Origin of the sequence: Kocuria gwangalliensis, assembly GCF_039544365.1 — a bacterium.
Taxonomy (GTDB): domain Bacteria; phylum Actinomycetota; class Actinomycetes; order Actinomycetales; family Micrococcaceae; genus Kocuria; species Kocuria gwangalliensis.
Genome location: NZ_BAABLN010000035.1, coordinates 115,785 through 136,955, shown reverse-complemented (window position 1 = coordinate 136,955; position 21,171 = coordinate 115,785). Strand labels below are relative to the sequence as shown.

At 63.0% G+C, this 21,171-nt stretch carries 23 protein-coding genes; 7 read left to right on the top strand and 16 right to left on the bottom strand.

Features of this window, described 5'->3' with window-relative positions; genetic code table 11:
- Positions 1 to 362 precede the first annotated feature (362 nt).
- Both ABEA06_RS13265 and ABEA06_RS13260 read right to left on the bottom strand, forming a co-directional pair.
- Positions 363 to 1,607, bottom strand: coding sequence for an IS701 family transposase (locus ABEA06_RS13265; RefSeq protein WP_345311799.1), 1,245 nt, complete (start codon positions 1,605 to 1,607; stop codon positions 363 to 365).
- A gap of 135 nt (positions 1,608 to 1,742) precedes the next feature.
- On the bottom strand, positions 1,743 to 2,018 hold the full coding sequence (locus tag ABEA06_RS13260; protein WP_345311798.1) for a helix-turn-helix domain-containing protein: 276 nt from the start codon (positions 2,016 to 2,018) through the stop codon (positions 1,743 to 1,745).
- 109 nt (positions 2,019 to 2,127) lie between these two features.
- Between ABEA06_RS13260 and ABEA06_RS13255 the strand changes: the two genes are divergently transcribed.
- Both ABEA06_RS13255 and ABEA06_RS13250 read left to right on the top strand, forming a co-directional pair.
- Positions 2,128 to 2,565: a hypothetical protein gene (locus tag ABEA06_RS13255; RefSeq protein ID WP_345311797.1), complete on the top strand. Its 438-nt coding sequence runs from the start codon at positions 2,128 to 2,130 to the stop codon at positions 2,563 to 2,565.
- A gap of 31 nt (positions 2,566 to 2,596) precedes the next feature.
- Positions 2,597 to 2,935: an Lsr2 dimerization domain-containing protein gene (locus ABEA06_RS13250; protein WP_345311796.1), complete on the top strand. Its 339-nt coding sequence runs from the start codon at positions 2,597 to 2,599 to the stop codon at positions 2,933 to 2,935.
- A 51-nt stretch (positions 2,936 to 2,986) separates the two neighbouring features.
- On the opposite strand, the gene ABEA06_RS13245 is transcribed toward ABEA06_RS13250, so the two are convergent.
- Positions 2,987 to 3,217, bottom strand: a complete 231-nt coding sequence (locus tag ABEA06_RS13245) for a hypothetical protein (protein WP_345311795.1) — start codon at positions 3,215 to 3,217, stop codon at positions 2,987 to 2,989.
- A 101-nt stretch (positions 3,218 to 3,318) separates the two neighbouring features.
- Between ABEA06_RS13245 and ABEA06_RS13240 the strand changes: the two genes are divergently transcribed.
- Positions 3,319 to 3,504 carry a hypothetical protein gene (locus tag ABEA06_RS13240; protein WP_345311794.1) on the top strand — a complete coding sequence of 62 codons (186 nt, stop codon included), beginning with the start codon at positions 3,319 to 3,321 and terminating at the stop codon, positions 3,502 to 3,504.
- A 112-nt stretch (positions 3,505 to 3,616) separates the two neighbouring features.
- On the opposite strand, the gene ABEA06_RS13235 is transcribed toward ABEA06_RS13240, so the two are convergent.
- From ABEA06_RS13235 to ABEA06_RS13195, 9 genes are all read right to left on the bottom strand, one after another.
- Positions 3,617 to 3,994, bottom strand: a complete 378-nt coding sequence (locus ABEA06_RS13235; protein WP_345311793.1) for a hypothetical protein — start codon at positions 3,992 to 3,994, stop codon at positions 3,617 to 3,619.
- Entirely contained in the window at positions 3,978 to 4,235 is a 258-nt protein-coding gene (locus ABEA06_RS13230; RefSeq protein ID WP_345311792.1) for a helix-turn-helix domain-containing protein, read from the bottom strand. The genes ABEA06_RS13235 and ABEA06_RS13230 overlap by 17 nt, the downstream gene beginning before the upstream one ends.
- Before the next feature lie 29 nt (positions 4,236 to 4,264).
- Complete coding sequence (locus ABEA06_RS13225) at positions 4,265 to 5,302, bottom strand: Eco57I restriction-modification methylase domain-containing protein (protein ID WP_345311791.1); 1,038 nt, start codon at positions 5,300 to 5,302, stop codon at positions 4,265 to 4,267.
- A 2-nt stretch (positions 5,303 to 5,304) separates the two neighbouring features.
- Entirely contained in the window at positions 5,305 to 8,616 is a 3,312-nt protein-coding gene (locus ABEA06_RS13220) for a DEAD/DEAH box helicase (RefSeq protein WP_345311790.1), read from the bottom strand.
- Positions 8,609 to 9,256: a DNA methyltransferase family protein gene (locus tag ABEA06_RS13215; protein ID WP_345311789.1), complete on the bottom strand. Its 648-nt coding sequence runs from the start codon at positions 9,254 to 9,256 to the stop codon at positions 8,609 to 8,611. Before ABEA06_RS13215 ends, ABEA06_RS13220 begins: the two co-directional genes overlap by 8 nt.
- Positions 9,257 to 9,585: 329 nt before the next feature.
- On the bottom strand, positions 9,586 to 10,365 hold the full coding sequence (locus tag ABEA06_RS13210; RefSeq protein ID WP_345311788.1) for a pPIWI-associating nuclease domain-containing protein: 780 nt from the start codon (positions 10,363 to 10,365) through the stop codon (positions 9,586 to 9,588).
- Positions 10,366 to 10,368: 3 nt separating this feature from the next.
- The gene (locus tag ABEA06_RS13205) at positions 10,369 to 10,491 is read right to left on the bottom strand and encodes a hypothetical protein (protein ID WP_345311787.1); all 123 of its coding nucleotides are present in this window, start codon (positions 10,489 to 10,491) and stop codon (positions 10,369 to 10,371) included.
- A gap of 306 nt (positions 10,492 to 10,797) precedes the next feature.
- Positions 10,798 to 11,487: a TVP38/TMEM64 family protein gene (locus tag ABEA06_RS13200; RefSeq protein WP_345311786.1), complete on the bottom strand. Its 690-nt coding sequence runs from the start codon at positions 11,485 to 11,487 to the stop codon at positions 10,798 to 10,800.
- A 27-nt stretch (positions 11,488 to 11,514) separates the two neighbouring features.
- Entirely contained in the window at positions 11,515 to 12,378 is an 864-nt protein-coding gene (locus ABEA06_RS13195; RefSeq protein ID WP_345311785.1) for an NYN domain-containing protein, read from the bottom strand.
- A 193-nt stretch (positions 12,379 to 12,571) separates the two neighbouring features.
- On the opposite strand from ABEA06_RS13195, the gene ABEA06_RS13190 reads away from it, so the two are divergent.
- Both ABEA06_RS13190 and ABEA06_RS13185 read left to right on the top strand, forming a co-directional pair.
- Entirely contained in the window at positions 12,572 to 13,210 is a 639-nt protein-coding gene (locus tag ABEA06_RS13190) for a DUF1801 domain-containing protein (protein ID WP_345311784.1), read from the top strand.
- 151 nt (positions 13,211 to 13,361) lie between these two features.
- Positions 13,362 to 13,853 carry a hypothetical protein gene (locus tag ABEA06_RS13185; RefSeq protein ID WP_345311783.1) on the top strand — a complete coding sequence of 164 codons (492 nt, stop codon included), beginning with the start codon at positions 13,362 to 13,364 and terminating at the stop codon, positions 13,851 to 13,853.
- A gap of 54 nt (positions 13,854 to 13,907) precedes the next feature.
- On the opposite strand, the gene ABEA06_RS13180 is transcribed toward ABEA06_RS13185, so the two are convergent.
- Positions 13,908 to 15,611, bottom strand: a complete 1,704-nt coding sequence (locus ABEA06_RS13180) for a glycoside hydrolase family 13 protein (RefSeq protein ID WP_345311782.1) — start codon at positions 15,609 to 15,611, stop codon at positions 13,908 to 13,910.
- Between the two features lie 248 nt (positions 15,612 to 15,859).
- Here ABEA06_RS13180 and ABEA06_RS13175 point away from each other — a divergent pair, with 248 nt between their 5' ends.
- A complete protein-coding gene (locus tag ABEA06_RS13175) occupies positions 15,860 to 16,861 on the top strand; it encodes a hypothetical protein (RefSeq protein ID WP_345311781.1) in 1,002 nt (333 codons plus the stop codon).
- 163 nt (positions 16,862 to 17,024) lie between these two features.
- On the opposite strand, the gene ABEA06_RS13170 is transcribed toward ABEA06_RS13175, so the two are convergent.
- From ABEA06_RS13170 to ABEA06_RS13160, 3 genes are all read right to left on the bottom strand, one after another.
- Positions 17,025 to 17,936 carry a hypothetical protein gene (locus ABEA06_RS13170; protein ID WP_345311780.1) on the bottom strand — a complete coding sequence of 304 codons (912 nt, stop codon included), beginning with the start codon at positions 17,934 to 17,936 and terminating at the stop codon, positions 17,025 to 17,027.
- Between the two features lie 3 nt (positions 17,937 to 17,939).
- The gene (locus ABEA06_RS13165; protein WP_345311779.1) at positions 17,940 to 18,746 is read right to left on the bottom strand and encodes an exodeoxyribonuclease III; all 807 of its coding nucleotides are present in this window, start codon (positions 18,744 to 18,746) and stop codon (positions 17,940 to 17,942) included.
- 168 nt (positions 18,747 to 18,914) lie between these two features.
- Complete coding sequence (locus tag ABEA06_RS13160) at positions 18,915 to 19,697, bottom strand: TIGR04086 family membrane protein (protein ID WP_345311778.1); 783 nt, start codon at positions 19,695 to 19,697, stop codon at positions 18,915 to 18,917.
- Positions 19,698 to 19,900: 203 nt separating this feature from the next.
- Between ABEA06_RS13160 and ABEA06_RS13155 the strand changes: the two genes are divergently transcribed.
- On the top strand, positions 19,901 to 21,151 hold the full coding sequence (locus ABEA06_RS13155) for a phospholipase D-like domain-containing protein (RefSeq protein ID WP_425559538.1): 1,251 nt from the start codon (positions 19,901 to 19,903) through the stop codon (positions 21,149 to 21,151).
- The last annotated feature ends 20 nt before the right edge of the window (positions 21,152 to 21,171 follow it).

Here is a 21,171-nt window from a genome sequence, read left to right as displayed (position 1 = left end):
GCGGATCAATCCGATACTGACGCGTCTTCCAGCGCAGAGATCCAGTGGGCCGACGAGGACGCGCGCCGGGTCTTCCCCTGTCAGGGGAGGGTACTTCGTCGTCGCAGCACCCTGGGGCGGAGAGAGCGGGTGGCCGACGTCCGGACCCTGAACGATCCGGACCCGCGAGAGCGCACCGCTATGGCGACGGCCTGGTGCGCTGGGGAGCATGTGCACGTTGAACCGCCATCGCCTGGGCCCGGCAATTGTCAGAAGCGCCCTAGTAGTACTTTGTTATGTTGGTCCGGCGCGTTGGCAGTAGGGGCAGTGGCCGAGCAGGCGGATGACCGCGGTCTGGAGTTCGCGGAGCACCGTGTAGAAGCTCAGGGCGCCCCGGTCGCTTTTGAGTCCGCGGCCAGTCTCTGGAGCGTGATGAACAGGTGGGCTGCGGTCACGAGGGTGGTGTGGTGGTGCCAGCCGAGCCAGGTGCGGCCCTCGAAGTGGTCCAGCCCGAGGCCGTGCTTGAGTTCGCGGTAGTCGTGCTCGATGCGCCAACGGATCTTGCCCAGGCGCACCAGCTCGGCGATCTCGGTGGTCTCGGGCAGGGTGGAGAGCCAGTAGTCGGTGGGCGCCTCGGAGTCGGTAGACCATTCGACCAGCAGCCAACAGTCCGGCAGGGATCCATCGGGGTTGCGGGGCAGGTTCCGGTTGGCCGGGCGGACCCGGATGGCGACGAACCGGCCGGTCAGGACGCCTCGGGAGCCCTGGCGCCAGGACACCTCCTGGAACACCTCCGGTTCCAGTCCGGTCACGAGGTCCTGGGCCTGGATCGGGGCACTGCGATAGCTTGCCCGCACCGGCGGCCGGCCCCGTCCCGAGTACTCGGGCATCGCGAAGGCGGCGTCGACCGAGTGCACGCTGGTGGTGGACTTGACCTGCACGATGTAGGGAATCTGTCTGGCGGTGAGACCGGTGCGGAAGGATCCGTTCTCGCCGTAGCCAGCGTCTGCGCAGATCAGCGGTGGGGTGTGCCCCCAAGCGGCGAGCTCGTCGAGCATCTCCAACGCCTGTTCCCACTTGGGTCGGTGCCGCACCGTGTCCGGGATCTGCGCCTTGGCCCGCCGGGTGGCGGCCGTCTCGGCGTCCTCGTTGGTCTCGGCGCAGGTGTCGTCCCAGGCCTCGGGCAGGAACAATCGCCAGTCCAGCGGGCATGAGGCCTGATCGGTGGCCGCGTGCACGGACACCCCGATCTGGCAGTTGGCCACCTTGCCCAGCGATCCGGAGTACTGCCGGGCCGCCCCCGGGGAGGCTGGCCCGTCCTTGGGGAACCCGGTGTCGTCGATGACCCACGCCTGCGGGGCGATCAGGTCCACCGCCCTGGAGCACAACCGGCGCCGGACCGGCTCGACCAGCCACGGCGAGGAGGACACGAACTGCTGCAGCTGCTGGTAGTCAACCCCGAGCCGGTCTCCCATCGGCTGCATCGACTCCCGGCGGCCCTCCAGCATCAATCCCTGCAGATACAGCCCGCCCTTGGCGCGCTGGTCCTTCCGCACCAGCGAAGCGAACACATCCTGCACGAAGGACTCCAGCTCCCCACGCATCGTCTCAATCTCGTCCAGCCGCATGCGGCGAGATTAACAGGACCCGCCACGGATTAAAAGACCTAACCAAGTACTACTAGCCGCCGAGTTTTTCGCCTCCGGTAGCAGCGCCCGGCGATTTCGGCGGCACGCCTCATCACGGCCCCACCCTGATGCGCTTTATAGCTGTTCGACCAATGGTGCTGGCGTCCCCACCGATTTTGGGTGCCTCGCGCATACCGGCGCGACGAGTTCGGTCAGCGGCACGCCCAGAGCATGAGCGATGCCATGAAGCGTGCTGATCCGAGCTGCGACCCGCCCTGCTTCTATCTGGATGATCGTCTTGCGGTGGACTTCTGCGATCTCGGCCACTCGTTCGATCGACATGCCGCGATCTCGGCGTAGACGTGCAATCTCGAGGCCTAGGGCGCGTAGGTCGGGTAAGGGTGCAGGCACCCACCAACAGTCGAACGCGCGCGTATTTTACACAGTAACTTAAAAGCGCCTATTTGCTGGTATTCTGGGCCGCGTTGAATACCGGTACCAAGCAGGGGCAGTAGCGCCGATGACCACCACCGCAATGCAACGACGAGTTGGCTCGAGAGCCGCCGCGGTTGCGGCAATGCTGAAGGTGGCTACCGCGCTGACAGTATGCGGTGGAACCAGTGGCAATGGTGATGACATCGGACTCTTCGGCAGCAACGACATACGCTTTGCGGTCATCCCATTCGACGGGAAAACGCTGACGGCGACGCGGTCCGAGTTCAACCAGGAGCACGACGCCGAGGACAACCCGGTCGGCAAACCCAGGGACGACCAGACGAGCGTCACCTGGGTCGAGCAGTCTGGAGGCAGTATCGATTACCTCACCAATGACGATGAGATGTCCACGGTCTCGCTGCCCGGGGACACTCCCGTGGTCGGCGAGAACTCTTGCGTCAAGCCCGGCAGTGCCCAGGGAGAAGTGTTCGACCAGAACATCGAGTCGGTCTGCGCAGGCTGAGTCCTGCCATGAGGAATAGGAGATGAGTTAGGTGACAAAGCGAACTGTGATCGAGTCCGGTCTGAGCGGCACGAGCGACGCTCAGACCACTCGGCTCGGCTTCGAAGACGTCTGGTACGAGGTCGATCTCACCGCGGAGGAGCGCGAGGAATTGCGGGGCGCGATCGAGCCCTACCTGAGCATTGGCCGGCGGACGCTGCCTCGGGAGACTGCTCGTAAGCGTCAGGTCCCGGAGTCCACGGCTGCCGAGCGAGACCGCATTCGGGCGTGGGCTCGGACCGCGGGTTATGAATGCGCGGATCGCGGACGCACCCCGAAGCACATCCGAGAGGCATTCGAGGCCGACCAGGCCGGTAATAAAGCAGCCTGAATGGGGTGTCCGCTCACGCCGCTTCCGTTCAGGGCGCGATCCGTTGGTGGGTCACTGCTCATCGTCGGTGATCAATGGCGTCCAGCCTCCGAGAGCCTCCGGCGACAGGCACGTGGCGCAGCAGCACAGCCCCTCGTCCAGGCACACCAACAGCTCATCACGCCCATGGCCGGTATGCCAATCCCCAAGATCGGGATCGGGCCCGGGCGTCACCCCGCAGTAGGGGATGAGGTCCTGGGCGGGGCCGTTGGGATAGAGGTGGTGTACGACGTCGGTAGCCATCCTATGATCATGCCACCGGGCACCGCCCAAGAGTCTCGTATACGAGCGGACCGCTCAGGGCCAATGAGCGTCAAAATCATCACCGGGGAGGCATCCGTCACATGAGCATGCAGATCCGCACCGGTTCCTTCCATGCCGCGGTGATCCCTGCCCGTCAACATCGACGCGTCGTGCTGCGCACCTGGCGCGCGAACGACTCCGAGCGCACGGGTTTCTGGGTTCTTGTCGGCTTCTGCCCGCTACGACTGATCACGGGAAGAGAGGTCTCGGCTGTGGAGTTGGGCTGATGACCGGCATGATCCGCTGCCAGCGCTGAGAGGCCAAGCATTTCAAGACCCGCGGCTGGCATCACCACGACGGGCCGCGCGCCTACGGCAAGAACCTCATGACCCACGACATCTAGACCTCCTGGTCGAGCAAGTCGACGTATGCGGCCTTAAGGTCCCTCGGAGGAGGCAGTGGCAGTGCTCTCAACGCTTGCGCGAGCAGGTGGTACGGCTGACCACCGTGCCGACGGTTGGCCACGAACTGCTTGAACTGCGCAGTGTCGACGGGCAGCTGATTCAGAGCGTTGCTGAGCTCGTCCAATGCACCCAGATACAGGGCAGGCTGACGGGCTGCCTTCGTCTTCAACGCCTCGTCGAGCCACTCGATGATGTCTACTCTGGCCTGTTCCGAAGCCGCGTCATCGAACCGGGCGGCGCTCAGCGACTCGCGCTTGAGCCTGAGGGTCTCCCAGACTGCGTGCTTGCTGTACCGCTCAAAGCCCGTCGCCATCCACTGACTCCTCACTGCCCGCGGGTTGTTTGCGAGTTCGCTTCAGCTCAAGCTTTAGGCCGAGTACCTGCGCGACCTTCGCTATTGTCGCCGTCGTAACGTCGTTACCCGCTTCGATGCGAGCGATCGTGGGCCGGGACAAGCTCGAATTCTCAGCGAGCTCGGCCTGAGACCATCCGCGCCGTTTCCTGGCATCACGGATGATTCCACCGAAACCCGGGTTCACCGATTCTGGCACCATCGTGTCCACTCCTGACGGCAAGAAGACAATCAGCTCATCGGCTTGACGCGCGACTCGATGAACTCGATCTCGTCATCGTCGAGCCCGTACTTCGCGTAGAGCTGCTGGTCGATCTCGGAGATCGACTTGCTCCAGTCGAGGTCCGAAGTCTCGGTGAAGTCCTGGAGGGGAACATACTCCCACTTGGAGGCCGGGTTGTCCTGCGTGACCTTCAAAACACCGAGCATGGTCCGAGCGAACTTAGATTTCAGATACTTCTCACACGACTCCGCAGTAGCTCTAGTGTCGAAACTGCCAATGGTGATAAAAGTCCCCTGGACTCCTACATCAGGATCGAGAACGACGGGCTGCGCAAGCGCCTCGCCGAAATTTCCAGATCCGTTTGCCTTAGGTAGCGCCACCTTGAACCTCTTGAAAGAGGGCGGGCCAGCATAGTACTTTCGACGGATCCACCGCATTGCACGATGGGTCCCATCCCGGCCGAGGATTTGAACATACTCGTCCCCATCGTCGGGCTTCGACTTATGCCAGAGGAATGCGAGTCGAGAGAAGGTCTTGGCGTCCGGCTTGTATGGATTCCCCTTCGACATCAGGTCTCGGGCCTGCGGATTGTCCGCATGCATCTGCTTGGTGAAGCGGTACTGACGATCATTCGTGATGTCGATCTTCGTCAACGACGCATCACCGGAGCCTGCCACCTTGTGGATGATCGAGTTGAGTTCTGGATGTTTCGAAAAGGTCCCGATCGGTTCGCCAAGCTTCGACGAGTCTCGGTAGGTAACTACCACGCCAGCCTTAATATCTGTTCCGGGGAACAACTCATCACTGTTCGGTTCGTAGTGCGCGACCGACAAGTGCGGGTCCGCAAGCATCTTTGCGTTCCAGTCCTTGTTGGTGTAACCCGCATTGAATAGGAAGCGCGCAGGGGTAATGAGTACGGCTTTTTCTCCGACCTTATACGCTACATCCATGAACTTGTCGTAAATCGGCATATTGTGGGTTGATTCGCCAACTGAATCATCCTGGTAGGGAGGGTTACCGATCACGACATCGAACTTCTTACCCATGGTCAGTTGCCTTCCGTCAGCATGTCGTCGATCGTCTGGGTTCGCTGTGCGCTCGTCATCTTCGCGAGGTTACCGACCCTGTAATGGCCGGACTCCTCAAGCCACCGCTTGCGCTTGGGCACTCCGCCGGAGACCGCCTCGAGGGTGATCTCGTGGAGGATCTTGTTGTGGCTCATCTCGAACAGTTGCGAGGTGAGGATGTGCTTGAGCCGCTCCTCCTGATCGGGGATTCGGTCGACGAGGCCGGTGTCCAGACGGCGCACGAGCTCCATCAGGAACAGCCCGGCGGTCGAGAACAAGTCGGCTAAGGTCTTCTCGGGGTCCTTGAAGATGCCAGGGTTTTCGGTCTCGAGAATGTCGACCATCTGCTTAACGACCGACTGCGGAGTGAAGACGAGTGAAGTCTTCTGGTGCGGGATATAGGCGAAGATGTTCTCCGTCTGCGCGTCGTCGAAGTAGTCGGCGAGGGCTTCCTTCTTGTCGAGGAACTCCTGGATCGACTGGTCGAAAACCGACTCGTCGAAGAGCCCAGGAATCCTGGTGATCATACCGTCCTCCTCCGCAACCTCCTGACCGTCGCGTAAAAGGCAGAACTCCGCCTCGCTGATGCCGGTGATCTCTTCGAACACGTCGTCGGGGGTGTAGTCGTCGAAGTTTGACAAGCGAGTGTCCCGGTCACCGTAAGCCATGAGGAACATCGGGATAGTTCGAGCGAACCCGCGCAAGTGAGAACGTGCGTCATCCATAGTCTGGTCGGCGCGCTTCTGTTCCTTCTTCTTCTCCTCTCGCACGACGACCGTTTCGGTGATCGATTCGGTCGTCTCCGTAAGAATCTTGGCGACGCTCTCGTGGAAGGCCTTCTCCTGCTCGGTCTTCTTCGCGGCGATCGCCGCAGCGTCGGACTCGGTGGCGGCCTCGGCCATCTCGTCGGAGAGATGCTTCGAGGCGATCTCGTGCTCAACACGCACTCGCTCGTACCTGCGCACAACCTCTGCTTCGGTGGCCCGCTCGTCACGCTCGACTTGCTTCTTCGTCAGGCCGTACTCGGCCTGCAGTTTGTCCCGGGTATCGCGCGTCTTCTCGGTCGCGAGCTTCGCGAGTTTCTTTGCCACCTCTGCCGCAGGGGCCTGCGGGTCAGTCGTCGGGATGTCCTCAACGCCCCACACGGGAGCGCCCAGCTCAGCGACTTTCGGGTTGATGACGGTCTTGAGGTCGACCTCGGCGTTGCCATCGCGGTCCACGTTCGGCATAGGCTCCGGAAGGTCAAGCTCCTTCTTCTTGAGCTTGCCTTGTTCAGCGGTCGGAAGCTTGTCGAGGATCTTTTTGACGTGTTCGGAGTGGCGGAAGATCCCGGCGACGTTGGCGAACAGCAGGTTTGAGAGGAACCCGCGGCGCACGACCTCGCGAGCCTTGAACACCTTCGGGAAGGTGAGAACCTGCGAGGCGTCGAGCTCGACCATCCGTCCCTCTGCATCCTCGCCGATCACGGGGAAGAAGTTCAGCAGCGTCCGGATGTTCTGCTGCCGTTGGGCCGGCTCCCCCGAGGGGTTCGGGTGGAGGTTGTTCGCGAACTCGTCGAAAATGGTGAGCGTGCGCTCGGGGGCGAAGTCGAAGATGTAGGCATTCTTCTTCTGGAAGACCTTGTCGCCGCGTTCAAAGGTGCATGGGTTCTGCGCCCGGAACGCCGCCTGCATGTACAACGCCGGAGACGTCACGTTCGAGAGCATGACAACCGCTGTCCACTCGGGCACCGTCACACCAGTGGTGAGCTGACCGACCGAGAGCGTGATTGTCCTGCCGCCAAATTTCTCGGCCTCGGCAATGGCCTCGCGGACCTTCGCCAGGGACGCTTTCGAGGCCACGAGGTCGCTGTCATCGTCCGCGCCACGCCCATCTCCGGCAGCCAGGACGACCGTGTAGTCCTTGAACACCGGGTGCTTGTTCAGCATGCGCTGCAGCGCCTTCGCCGAGGCCACACGGTCCAGCAGCCAGAACGAGTGCCGGATCTCGTCGCGTAGCTCCGGGGTCGAGAAGGGGTACTTCTCATTCACGGACAGCCGATCGAGGAACGCCTGCACGTCTGCCTCGTGCTCGAAGAACCCGTTGTCCTTCGTGCGGAAGAACTCGCCGAGATCGAAGGCGTAGTCGATGTTCGCCTCGTTCTCGGCGATCGCTACCCCCTCGGCGAGGCGGTCGCTGATCATCCGGGAGACCTGGTAGGTCAGGAGGTTGAGCGTGGGGAGTGCCTCATAGGGGTTCTCCTGGCTCTCGTCGTCCCACTCGGTACGCGCCGTCTGCTCGTCTTCGTACGTCCAGTTGAAGATCTGGTCCTGGTCGAACCTTCCTGAGGCGAGGGCCTTGAATGGCGTGCCCGACAGGTGCAGTGTCCACTTGCGAGTGATCTGGTCGAAGGCGACATCGGTCTTCGTCGTGTCGACACCCTCGTGTGCCTCGTCGATGACAAGCAGGTCCCAGTCGCACTTCGCGATGTGGCCGAGCTTCTCGTAGCCGCCTCCGAAGTACACCGACCCCTTGAGGTCCTGCAACGAGAGGAACTCGACGATGCGCGGATCCTCGTCGCTCGTGTGTGAGACGTACGATGACCACTGCTGCCTGGTCATCGTCGGGCGGCCGTACAGCGACGGGGACTCGGAGACGAAGCGGTAAGTCGTCTGGTGGCCGATGAAGCGCAGGAAGTCTTCGAGCCACGAGTTCGCGATCGCCGGACGGTTGGTCACGATGAGCACCCGGCGCGCGTCGAGCTTGCTCATGAGGTCGTAGGCCGTGAGGGTCTTGCCGAAACGCGGTTTAGCGTTCCACAGCACCTCGTCCTTGCCGCCCCCGAACGCCTTTAGCGCCTGGGCGACGGCTGCCTTCTGCTCCGGGCGGAGCTCGTAGTCCTGCTCCACGACACCGGAGCTGTCGACTTCGATATTGCCTGAAGCGAAGTCGAGGAAGTACTCGCGCGAGTTCTTCGAAGCACCGTCGAAGCGGTGCCACTCGGTCCGTTTGGGGCGGTCTTCGGTCGCCGGGACGCCGTCGCGCTGGATGCCCTGCTGCTTAAGGTAGGCATGGAAGTCATGATCGGTGAAGCGCCCACCATCAGGTGTCATGTACGTCGCTTTGAAGACCCACTCGATCGTCTTGCTGATCGACAACTGCGAAGCCTGCTGAGCGATGCGCGCCCGTGCGCCGCCTTCCTGCTCCGTGTATCCGATCTTCTCCCAGCCGTCGTACTTGGGCAGGTCGGTCGTGCTCCATGAGTAGATCTGCGGCGTGATCTCCCGGAATGTACTGATCTTCGGGCTAGGCATCCGCGCTCGCTTTCCTGTGAACGTGATTGATCTGGCACGGTTCGTACGAGGCGTACACCGTGAAGTCGAATGCGCCTTCATCTCGCAGCGAGTTGAGGGTGAATGGCTCTCTCTTGACCATCGACGGGTCGCCTGTCTGGCGGGTCCACCAGGAGAACTCGATCTCGTCGCCGCCGGGGGTGCGACCAGTCAGTGTGTTGCCGCGCAGGATGTTCATCTCCATGAGGAAGGCCGCCGCTCGGTAGAGGTCAGTGCGCGGCGAGCAGGCAGTGCCATGCGAAGCGTGGAACTTCGCGAACTCGGTCACCAGCGCAGCCTGCGCGTCGCGGTGGTTGTCTTCAAGCAGTTCGATTGCATAGATCGACGCCAGAGCGAATAAGGACTCCCGTGGCCAGAGTGACGAGTCAAACCGATCCTCGATCGCGGCGAGCTTGCGTTGCAGGATCGCGACCAGGAAATTGCCGTCCCCAGCCGCCGGCTCGAGGAACGTCTTGTCCACGAAGCTCTCGTCACGTTCGAGATCGTCGCTGATCAGATCGAGCATCTGGTCGACCATCGAGCGAGGCGTGAAGACCTCGCCGTAGGTCTTGACGCGGTGCCGCGACTTCACTGGGAGGCGGTCCGCGTCAGAGTTGCTCATGGTGATCGTCCGTCGGTAGGAGGTCAGCCGAATTAGGGAATCGTGTCGCGGGCAGGATGCGTCGTCATCGAGTTCCGCGATGGCTCTCATGCCTCGGCTCACCTCAGGCGTGACAGTGCTGGCCCACGGAGACGTCGCAACTGCGACCGACGACTCGGCCTTGCCCATCTGACCCGCCCCCATCTCACGTCTTGTATCAAGGACTTTACATCGATTCGTGCTTCGCAATCGAATACGCTCGCCTCGTGTCGGCGGAGAACGAGCTGTTCTCGCCGATCGGTTCGCACCGTCGATGCAGAGGCTGACCTGCCTGGTCTCGCAGCTGAGGTTCAGACCATGCAGAGGGTGTGGATGAAGCCGACTGCCGACTCGACCCGAATGCGCAGAACGTTCAGCTGCGTGATCGTGAACCGGCCGGCATGACTGTGAGTGCCATTATTGAACTCGCGGAACAGCCCGAGCACGTTGTCCATGTCCTCCTCGACGAGATCCTCGAGGGCCCCCTCGTCGATGCCCTTGCGCCGCAGGAGGAAGCCGACCTTGGCCCGGCGGGTCGGCACTCTCTTGTCGGTCCGGTCGCAGGAGGGGTCGGCCTCGACAACACTTGAGTCCGGTGCTGCACCATCTATCATCGCGATGAGCACTTCGCGGGCGCTGGTGCAGAAGTGACGTGCGGCGTCGGGGTTGCTGGGGCTGAGGGAGAACAGCGCGCCTGTCCATCGGTCGATGAGGTCCTGCCCGAATGCTGCCAGCTCGGCCTGCATGCTTGGGCCGCGGAGCTCGTCCTCGGTCGGGTCGTCTTCGGTCGCGCCGCCGCCGTACATTGCGTTGAGCAGGTAGGCACTGTTCGCAGCCTCCTCGCTGCCGCGGTCGAGGAGGCTGCGGCCGGCCGGAGTGATTGTTCGACCGACCAGGCTCTCCTCAGTCTCGGTGTACGTGCTCGCGAGGGTCTCGACCGACGACCGATAGGTGACGAAGGTCCTCGCCGCCGGTCGCGAGTTGAGTCGGCGGAGCTCCTGGTCGAGACGCCGGCGCTGGTTCCTGACCTCGGCGTTGTGAGCGCGAGCCTTGGAGTTGTACGCACGAACCTCGCGGTTGTAGTCGTTCACTGCCTACTTGGCCGCCGCATTATATCGCCGAGCCTCGCGGTTGTACTTGTCGATCGCCTGCTTCTGCTGGCGCTGCGCCGTGTTCGTCGCGGCTCTGAGCTGCGCGGGAGTAACCTTCTTGACCATGTGCTCAGTATGCGATGCGGCACTGACACGGCAGGGCCTGCCACCGGACCGAGCGCCTCGACTGGGACTGCCTTAAAATCCCGCATCTACTCCGCAGATTCAGCGACAGAGCGCAGTAGAGCCTGACATCAGATTCGAGCTCTGACCAGGCATGATCGAAGCTCATGGTACTCCGCAGAAACCGTTGAAAGCGGGGATCTCTAAATCGTAAGGTCACCGGATCGACGCCGGTCGGAGCCACTGAACCCTCGCGTGGCTTCTACACGCGGGGGTTCTTCCCATTTCGGATCGAATTCGCGTGAAAACCTACTGCCGCGCAGCTTTCCAGCGTTTGTACGCCCACACGGTCATGACCAGCACCACGATCCATGACAGAACCACCACGGTGCCGTGGAAGAACGTGGGGTCCGCGACGAACGCCCCCAACGCCACGAGCGACACCTGCCCGGGGATCACCGCGATCACGCTGGCTCCCAGGAAATCCCGCTGCGTGATGCCAAAAGCTCCGCTGCCGTAATTGACCGGCCAATATGGAATGCCGGGAACGAGCCGCAGGGTGCACACGGCCTCGAAGCCTGCGCCGTCCAATCGGGCTTCAATTTTCTCGCTGTACTTGCCGAGCACCGTGCGCACCGCATCGGTGCCTAGCGCCCGGGCCAGCCAATAGGCACCCCACGAGCCGATCAACACACCGATCACGGAAAACAGGCTGCCCAGTACCACTCCGAAGATCAGCCCACCGGCCACCGCCATGATGGTCACTGGTATAGGGGTCAGCGCCACGACCGCGTAAAGGCCGATGAACACCAGCCAGCTCACCCACCCGTAGCCCTCAAGCTGTTCCTGCAATTGATCGGCCGGCGGTAGGTGCACGTTGAAGAACAACCACAGCATGATGACGGCCACCATGATCAGCGCGGCATTACGCGCGAAGGATCCCCATGCGATTCCGGGGTCATCCGCGGAGGAATCTGAAACTGCTGGCTCGTGACTCACAGGTTTCAGAGTAGAGCACCGTGCAACTTAGGCCAGGACGTCGATGGTGTCCCAGAAGCACTTGCGCAGATGCTTCCGCACGGACTGCAGATCGGTATCGGCCTCGCCGATACGCGCCGCGCAGTCCCGCAGCAGGGTTGAATCGATCTCTGCCGGGAGGACGGGGCGATCTTCCAGAACGGACTGCACTTCGGACAGCGGGGTCGTTTGGTACCAATTGCGGGCTAGACGTTCAGCCACCTCCTCTGCCACCGCGAACAAATGAGGAAGATCGATGTCCGGTTCTTTGACCGTGATGAGCGCGGTCTTCTTACCCGCCAGGGTCGCCGGGGTCACAGCGGCCGGCGTGAAGGTCGAGTGGATGAGTTCCTGTGGCAGCACGAGGATGCGATCCACTTTGTACGCCAAATGCTCAGCCACGGACTTGATGCCCAGATACCGGTTCTTGTCCTCCAGCGCCAGCAGCACCACTTTCATGCCCAGGTCCTGGGCGGCCTCGACGGCTTCTGCCAGATCGTCATCGCCGCTGAGCAGGTAGGCGACCTTGGCGGAGCCATTGCGGGCCACCTCGACCAGGTCCAGACCCAGTCGCAGGTCCACGCCCTTCTGCTGCCCGTTCACGCCAATGCGACCGAGCCTCACCTTGACGTCGTCGAGGAGTGAGATCTTCTTGTGCCAGTCGCTGAGCACGCCGTCCCGGGAAGCGTCGTACCAATAAATGCGCAGCGGGTCCAGGTTGCAGTTGTCGCGGGTGATGCTGACGATGCCCGTGATGAGCTGCTCGGCATCCACCCGGGTGGCAGCGCGCAGGGATGTTCCGGTCACGGTGGAACTACCGGCGGACAGCAAGAAGCCCGCGTCGATAAAAATGACGCTTTGGTCATGAAACATGTTCAGACCCGGTCCTTTCGGGGATCAGTCGAAAGCGGTGCTGGGTGCTCTGATCTTAGGTCCCCGCGATGAGCAACAACTGAACGGTGGTCTCCGGCAATGTTGTGCAATGCGCCAGAGCGCCTGAGTGCAGGCTGCTCGGGCTCTGCGCGTGCCGATGTTCAGGATCCTCGTGTGCATCTACTCTGGTCCCATGACCGCGCTCACGGAGATCAAAGGCACTGGGGCGCCGCTGCGTCGGGCGCTGGCAGAACGGGGTATCACCGAGCTCGAAGAGCTGGCCGGAGCGGACTTCCACGAATTGCTCGCGTTGCACGGTGTAGGACTGAAGGGCCTGAACCGGCTCAATGATGCGTTGGGTGAGCGGGGGCTGGAAGCGATGAGCGGCGTCGTCGCCCCGGAATTCACGACCACAACGACCGAGGCGGACCTCAAGACCAAGCCGACCGGGCAGTCTCCGAAGGACTGGATCGAGTCCCTGCCCTGGCCACGACGGGTGGAGCAGGGCAGGGCATTGCTTGAGATCTTCCACGAGGCCACCGGTGTCGAGCCCGTCATGTGGGGCCCGTCGATCGTTGGCTACGGCCACCTGCACTACCGCCATGAGACCGGTCGCGAGGGGGACACCGCGCGCATGGGATTCGCGCCGCGCAAGGCCGCGATCTCCCTCTACGGGCTGCAGGATGGCGATGGCGCGCAAGACCTCCTCGATCACCTCGGTCCGCACCGTCGCGGGACGGGGTGCGTCTACCTGACCAGGTTGGACGCCGTGGACCAGGACGTGCTGCGCGAGCTGATCGTCCGCGGTTGGGAATCCGCCCAGGCTCACTGATCCACTTGTTTTCACGGATGGACCACTGGGCGGGGACGCGGAAACTCTCCAGCCGTTACGGAGGTTGGCGGCTTAGGTTGGAGACGTATCGATCACCGTGCACGCCCCGAGCTTCTGGCCGGTTGGGCTGCACCTCATGGGCGGACGGCGGGTGAACCTCTTGACCTTGAAACGAGTTGCGACCGCAGCGGCCGCTTCGGGTTTGTTGCTTGCCCTGACCGGGTGCTCCTCCAGCGCGGAGGGGCCCGCCACCTTCGAGGCGCCCAGCGAAATTCCCCAGCAGAACAACGGGTCACAGGCCCCCGCGGGCACCGGCCAAACCACCGGCACCGGCACGTGCCTGGACGTGGTCGAGGTCTACACCGGCCTGGTGGTCCTGCCCATGACCACCGACCGATCCACAGACGCCACCGCCGGACCCGGCCAGGACTCGTCCGTGGTCGCTCAGGCCACCGCCTCCCTCGAATCGCACCGCGACCGGTTGCCGGAGCCAGTTCTCCCCGCTTTCGACGACGCCGTCCAGCTCCTCAACAACGCCGGCGAGACCCTGCAGCCCCAGGAGGCCGCCCAGATCCAACGGGCGCTGCAACCCGTCAAGGACTGGATCTCCACCCAGTGCTCGGCAGCGTTGCCGGAAAAGTAAGGTCCAGGACGTGCGCTGGGCCGCACTTATTCCGTACGGCCCAGCGGTCGCTCGCTAGAGTTTGATCCAGACTGTGTGATCCACGGCGAGCTTCCCGGCCATCGCGGCACTCTGGCCACTGGTAAGCAACAGTTCACCGCTGCTCAGCTCGGGGATCTCCACGGCCTCATCGCCGGCGTTGGCCGCGACCAGAACTGTCTCCCCGGACTCCGTAGTGAGATGGTAGGCCAGGACTTGCGAATCCCGCTCACTCAGGGGATCCCACGTGAACTCCGCGCGACCCAGACCCAGCTGCTGCCGGATGCGCAGCGCGTTCTTGTACAGGTTCAGCACGGACTGCGGGTTCCCCAGCTGGTGATCCACCGTGATGCTCTCGAAGCTCACCGGCTGCGGCAACCACGGGTCCGGGCCGAAGCCCAACCCGTTACCCATGGGGGACCAGGGCAGGGGGACGCGAGCGCCGTCGCGACCCAGCTCCTTGCCCTCGGTGCGGAAGAAGGTGGGATCCTGGCGGCTCTCTGCGTCCAGAGTGGTGTGCTCCGGCAGTCCCAGCTCATCGCCCTGGTACACGTATGCGGAACCGGGGAGGGACAGTTCCACGAGCGCGGCGGCGCGGGCGCGGCGCAGGCCCAGATCGGCGTCGGGCTGCTCGTCCTCCGCGCCGATTCCATTGGGGTAGGCGGTGCGGGAACCCAGCCCGTAGCGTGAGGTATGACGGACGGTGTCGTGATTGGAGAGCACCCAGGTGGACGGCGCGCCCACCGCCCGGTTGACGCGCAGAGCTTCCGTGATGGCATTGCGCATGCGGTCGCGATGCCAGCCCGCAACCAGGAAGTCGAAGTTGAACGCCTGCTGCGCCTCGTCCGGGCGGACGTACAAGGCCAGCCGCTCCGCCGGGCCGATCCACGCCTCCACCACGAGCATGCGCTCGCCAGGGTACTCGGCCAGCACCCGATTCCAGTCGCGGTAGATCTCGTGCACGCCGTCCTGGTCGAAGTAGGGGCCGGTGTCCATGGTCTTCTCGGACTGGCCCTGCTCATCCACATCAGTGCCCTCGACCATGTGCACCTGCTCGTCCCAGTCGGGTAGGCCTTCCGCCTTGACCATGCCGTGAGCGACATCCACGCGGAACCCGTCCACACCGCGGTCCAGCCAGAACCGGAGCACGCTGCGGAACTCCTCCCACACCTGCGGGTTCTCCCAGTTCAGATCCGGTTGGGACGAGTCGAAGAGGTGCAGGTACCACTGGCCGTCTGCAATGCGAGACCACGCGGGACCGCCGAAAAGCGACTTCCAGTTGTTCGGGGGCAGTTCGCCGTTCACACCCTTACCTTCGCGGAACATGTAGCGGGCACGCTCTGCGGAACCTCTCGGAGAAGAGAGCGCGGCTCGGAACCATTCGTGATCCTCGGAGGTGTGGTTGGGCACGAGATCCACAATGAGTTTCAGGCCCAGATCATGGGCTTCATCGCGCATCCGATCGAAGTCGTCAAGAGTGCCGAACCGCGGGTCAATGGTGCGGTAATCGGCCACGTCGTACCCGGCGTCATGCTGCGGAGACAGGTAGAAGGGGGACAACCACACCGCATCCACGCCCAGCTGCTTGAGGTAGGGCAGTTTTTCGGTCACACCGCCCAGGTCGCCCATCCCGTCTCCGTTGGAGTCCTTGAAGGAGCGCGGATACACCTGGTAGATCACGGCGTCCCGCCACCACTCGGTACCGGACTGTTGACGCGGGGTCACTGATTCATCAGACACCCCTTAACGCTAGTCAGCATGCGGGATACGGGGAAATCTGAGGTGAGGGAATCGCAGCCGTGAAGCTCCAGGGAGGAAAATGCGTAAAGTGGCCCGGATTTGGACATCTTCCTCCCACCAGGCTGCGGGGCTGCACTTTCCTCCCATGCGCCTCTGGCCGAGGAACCATGGGCCCTGTGGAGGGCCACCGGACCAGTGACTGTGGACAACTCCCGGCCCGTGCAGGCCCGGTTCTCTAGAGTCCGAGCATGCTGTTTCAACAACAACCCCTGAAGCTCGGGGCCCGTCCGGTGGTGCTGCGCACGGTCGAAACGGGCAAACGTGCCTCGCAGTTGATAGCTCATGCGGGGATGCAGCGAGTGACCAGGGGACTGTGGGCCGTCCATCCCGCGCCGCTCACTCCGGTGGAGCGGGCATTGCTGTTGCAACAGCATTTAGGTGCTCCGGGTTCCACGCTCGCCGTGACCGGGTTCAACGCCCTGGACATCCTGAGGATACCCGTGGGGTACACCGAGCATTGGGTGCATCAGTCACTCAGGATGCCCTGTCCACGGATCATGCAGAACTTTTCGGGGGAACGAGAGTCGGCCCATTTGTGCTGGTCAGGTGGACGAATCCAAAGCGTTGCCGAGGGAATCAAGTTCTCCAAGTCGCTGGGGCTGGGTACTTTTGCGGGCCCCTGGGACAGCAGGATTGCACATCCGGTGGAGGCGCTGGTGGTTGTTGCCCCTCGGCTGTCGCACTGGCGCATTGTCGCCTGTCTGGACGCAATGATGTCCTGGCAATTCACCATCCCCGGTACGGGGGTCACGGCCGAACTTCCGAGAGCTGTGATCGAGGAGTGCTTAAGTCATTTACCGCCGCATTCGCTCGCCGTGAATGCTGTGCGAAAAGCATTGCGAGAGTCCCAGGAGTCATGCTTCTCGGCCATGGAAACCCTGACGCGCATGATTGCACTGCATGAAGGACTGCCACCGCCTCAGCTCAACTACCCGGTGAAGGTCAATGGACGGACGTTTTACCTGGACCTGGCATGGCCGGAATTCAAGGTGGCAGTCGAGTACAACGGCCGGGTTCATGCGGATGAAGTGGACCAGTACCGGGACGAGATGTACCGATTCGCGCTCCTGCGCGACAGCGGGTGGGATGTCACGCTGCTGGTCAAGGACGATCTCAAGGATCCCGGCCGGAGACGGAAGTGGGTTGAGCGCGTGCGCCGCGCGACGTCCTCGCGGTGTGTCGCATTCTGACGGAATGGCTTGTGTTTTAAGTACGCAGCAGGGAAGTCTCAGGGGTGTGATGTCTCAGGGGAGGAACCTGCGCGAAAAGTGCCGGATTTGGACATCTTCCTCACACCAGATTCGGCCACTGTCTTTGCCTCACCTGAGACCGACAGGCCAGCTAAAGCATTACCTAATTCGCCGCCTGCAGGTGCGCCAACGGAGACCACCGCCGGAAGATCCGCCGCAGGGCCGCTGTGGCGGCGCCTTGGTCGTTGTCGCGCAAGAGTTCCAGGGCGTCGGCCATGTCGCGTGGACTCTCGTCGGGCTGAATCCGGTCGGCCAAGGAGCCGTAGTCCAGGCTCACGAGTGAAGCGGGGCTGAATGTGCCGAGCCAGCGACCCAAACGAGTCAGATCATCGGCGAACGCTTTGGCCTGTTGTGCTTCCTCGGACAGTGCCTCGGCATTCGGACCGGCAGAAACCAACGCGGCGTCCTCGACGATCTGCGCCCCGTGAATGACACGCCGCGCGGCGGTATGCGCCGGGGTGATCAGCCGGTGGAGTTCATGGCCCTCGTGCACAGTGACCACCCGATCCTCTATGGTGAACGCCGAGAACCAGGCCAGGGGGACCACGTACGCGGATTCGCGGGTGTACAGCGGTTCGAACAGTTCCCCGGAAATCTTCCGGGCGGCGTCGCGCACCTGCTTTTCCGGAACCAGAAGCGGGAGGAGCTGAGCGCCGTCGTTCAGGGTGGCATCCGAGAACAAGCGGAGGGAGCGTCGCAAACGCTGGGGTGCGTGGAAGACCGGGAAGTCACCCACGCCACCCACAAAGCGCTCTTCGGCGAGAGGAGCCGTGGAGAACGGGATGGTCCACAGGGGTTCGCGCGCGGGTGGTAGCGGCGAATGGGAAGTGTCGGTGAGGCGGGTCAGCTGTTCGGTGAGTTCGTTGACCCCGCCCGTCAGAGGATCCAGGGCGCGAGGGATGGCGGGGGCGTACTCGGCGTCGAGCTCCTCCTGCGGCACGTAGATCCGCAGGGCGAAACGCATGGGAGGCCCAATGATCCCCCGGAACGCCCTGCCCACGTTCACCAGTGCCATGGGTCAGCCGATCTCGATGACCACGGGCGCGTGATCCGAGGCGCCCTTGCCTTTGCGCTCCTCACGGTCGATCCACGCGTCCGTAACGCGCGAGGCAAGGGCCGGGGAGCACAGTTGGAAATCGATGCGCATGCCTTCCTTCTTGGGGAAACGCAGCTGCGTGTAATCCCAGTAGGTGTACACCCCGGGTCCGGGGTGGCGGGGGCGGACCACGTCCACGAAGCCGGCGTCGTCAATGAACGCGTTGAACGCCGCACGCTCGCCGTCCGAAACGTGGGTGAAACCGTTCTCCTTGAAGTACTGGATGTCCCACACGTCCTCGTCCTGCGGGGCCACGTTCCAATCACCCACCAATGCGATCTCCCCCTGCGGATCGTCTGCAACCCATTGCGTGGCGTGGTCCTTGAGCACGCGCAACCACTCGAGTTTGTAGGCCATGTGCGGGTCGTCCAGGCCGCGGCCGTTGGGTACGTACAGTGACCACACGCGCACACCACCGCAGGTTGCGGCGATGGCGCGGGCCTCCTGGATGGGCTCCTGCTGACCCTTGCCGAACTCGGGCTGGCCGGGGAACGTGCGCTCCACGTCCTTGAGCCCCACGCGAGAGGCAATGGCCACACCGTTCCACTGGTTCAGTCCGAAATGGGCGACCTCGTACCCGGCGAACTCGAACAGTTCCCACGGGAAATTCTCGTCCTTGGCCTTGGTTTCCTGGATGGCCAACACATCCACGTCCGAACGGTCCAGCCACGCTTCGATGCGATCGGCGCGGGCTCGGATGGAGTTGACGTTCCACGTGGCAATTCTCATGACACCACCGTAGCGAGCAACGGCGCACTCGAGAAAATAACCGGGTGATTCCGTGAGCCCCACCAGCCACGATGATCCACCCCCATGCACGGGATAGCCCCGCCCGGCATGTCTGCGGGGCGGGGCTATCCGGTTGCGGACTTGTACGCCGACCGATGTAACGGCAGGTCAGGAACGCGAGGTGCGCACCCGGCTGTCATCCGAGCGCTCGCCCGCCACGGAGCGAGAGCCGAAGAGCCCGGCGATCGAGGCGATGATGGCCCCGAGCAGCAGGCCCACAAAGCCCCAAATGGCGCCGGAGGAGGCGGTGCTTGCGGCTTGTTCGGCCTGCGGGGCGGCCGACTCAATAGCCGCACCGGCCTGCTCGCCGGCCTGGCTGGCTTCTTCCTCGCTGACGTCGGGCGCCACGGAGGCGGCGGCCTCGGGATTCTGCGCGGCGGTATCGGTCACCGTGGACGCGGCGGAGCCGATCAGCCCGCCGACAGCACCCAGGGCATTGCCCACCAGCACACTGGCCAGAACCAGGGCGGTGAGCAGGGAGGTGGCCCAGGTTAGGAACCCGTGGATGAGCCCGGCGCGGCCGGCCAACAGCCCGGCCACGTAACCGCCGCCGGCAAGAGCCAGTACCAGTGTGATGATCGAGGAAATGCCGGTGGCGACCCCGACTCCCTCACCGGGGTTGGCGGAGTTCAGGTCGGCCATGCCCAGGCCGAGGGCCGCGGTAATCAACGACAACAGGATGGTCAGGGCGAGGAACGTCACCACACCCGCGATGACCGCTCCCCAGGAAATGTTTTTCACATCACCTGCTCGGCGATCACCCAGCACGTCATCCTTCCACGACGGCTTGTTGTGCTGGGAAGTGTGGGAGTCGGACTGGTGATCCACGGCATGCGAAGACGTGGTCGCAGATGTGCCGGGGGCGGGGCTGGACGGGGTGCTACTGGACATGACTGAAGTCCTTTCGTCAGGGGTCAACTGCGCGGAATTTACTCAAAAGTAAGCAAGCTGATGATTCCTTCTGTCCCCCACTGTAACGGCTTCGGATTTCGTTTGGCCAGCTCAAGTGTGGCGTTACACGATTCCGGGTTGAGGGTAATCGGGTTGACCGGCTCACGCGCCGCGCAGGCCAGTAGGGTGTTCGTATGGACCTCATGCATGTGGTGATGGAAATCAGGCATCGGCGGATGCTGCTCAAAGCTGCCGGGGCCGGTGCTGCCGCACTTGTGGGGGCGCAGGCCGCGGTGATCGCCTCTCTGGCAGGCCTGGACTGGTGGAAACACAGGAACCGTAAGGTCCGTGATGCTCCTCGCCCGGGCACCTTTACCGCCCAGGTGCAAGACTCCGAGCTGAGCATTTACACGTCGGGTGAGGCTCTCTACGAGGACCAGCTCAAAGCCATTGACGGCGCCCAGACATCCATCCACATGGAAACCTTCATCTGGAAAAACGATGAAGTGGGCCAGCGGTTCCTCGATGCTCTCAACGCCGCTGCCGAACGGGGGGTGGCCGTCTTCGTCATTTATGACGGGTTCGCCAACCTGGTGATCCCCAATTCCTTCTATCGGTTCTCGGACAAGGTCAATGTCTTCCGGATGCCGGCCGTCCGACGTAAATGGTGGCGGGGCCCGCTGCGTTACACCGGGGTCAATCATTCCAAGATCCTGGTCGTGGACGACAACATCGGTTTCGTGGGTGGCTACAACATCGGTTCCCTGTACGCCAGTCAGTGGCGGGACACCCACGTGCGTGAGGTGGGCCCGGCCGTGTGGGGACTGCGGAACTCCATTGCCCAGGTGTGGAACGAGGACCGGCACCCGCGCGAACAGATCGAGTGGGTGCCCCCGCAGAACTGGGACCCAGAGGTTCGGGTTGCTGCCAACCTGCCGGTGCAGCTCGTGTATCCGATCCGGTACCTGTACATGAGCGCCATCGAACGCGCCACGGATCATATCTGGATCACCACACCGTATTTCATTCCCGACCAGCAGATTCTCGATGCTTTGGTGGATGCGTCCAAGCGTGGTGTGGACGTCCGCGTGATGGTTCCCAAGGACTCCAACCACATCCTGGCGGACTGGGTGTCCCGTGGCTTCTACGGCCAGCTGCTGGACGCGGACATCACCATCCTGCTGTACGCGGCGGCCATGATTCACGCAAAAACCGCGACGATCGACGGCGAGTGGTCCACCGTGGGCACCGCCAACATCGACCGTTTATCACTGTCGTTCAATTACGAGACCAACGTGGAGATCGTGGACCCGGATTTCGCGGCGGAAATGGAGAAGGTCTTCGAAGCCGACTCCGAGCACTGCGAGATCCTCAGCTCCCCGCGCTGGCGTGATCGTCACCCCATGGCGCGCTTTGCGGAGACGGTGTTGATTCCGCTGCGACCGATCCTCTAACCGCGGCCAGCCACCCAGCC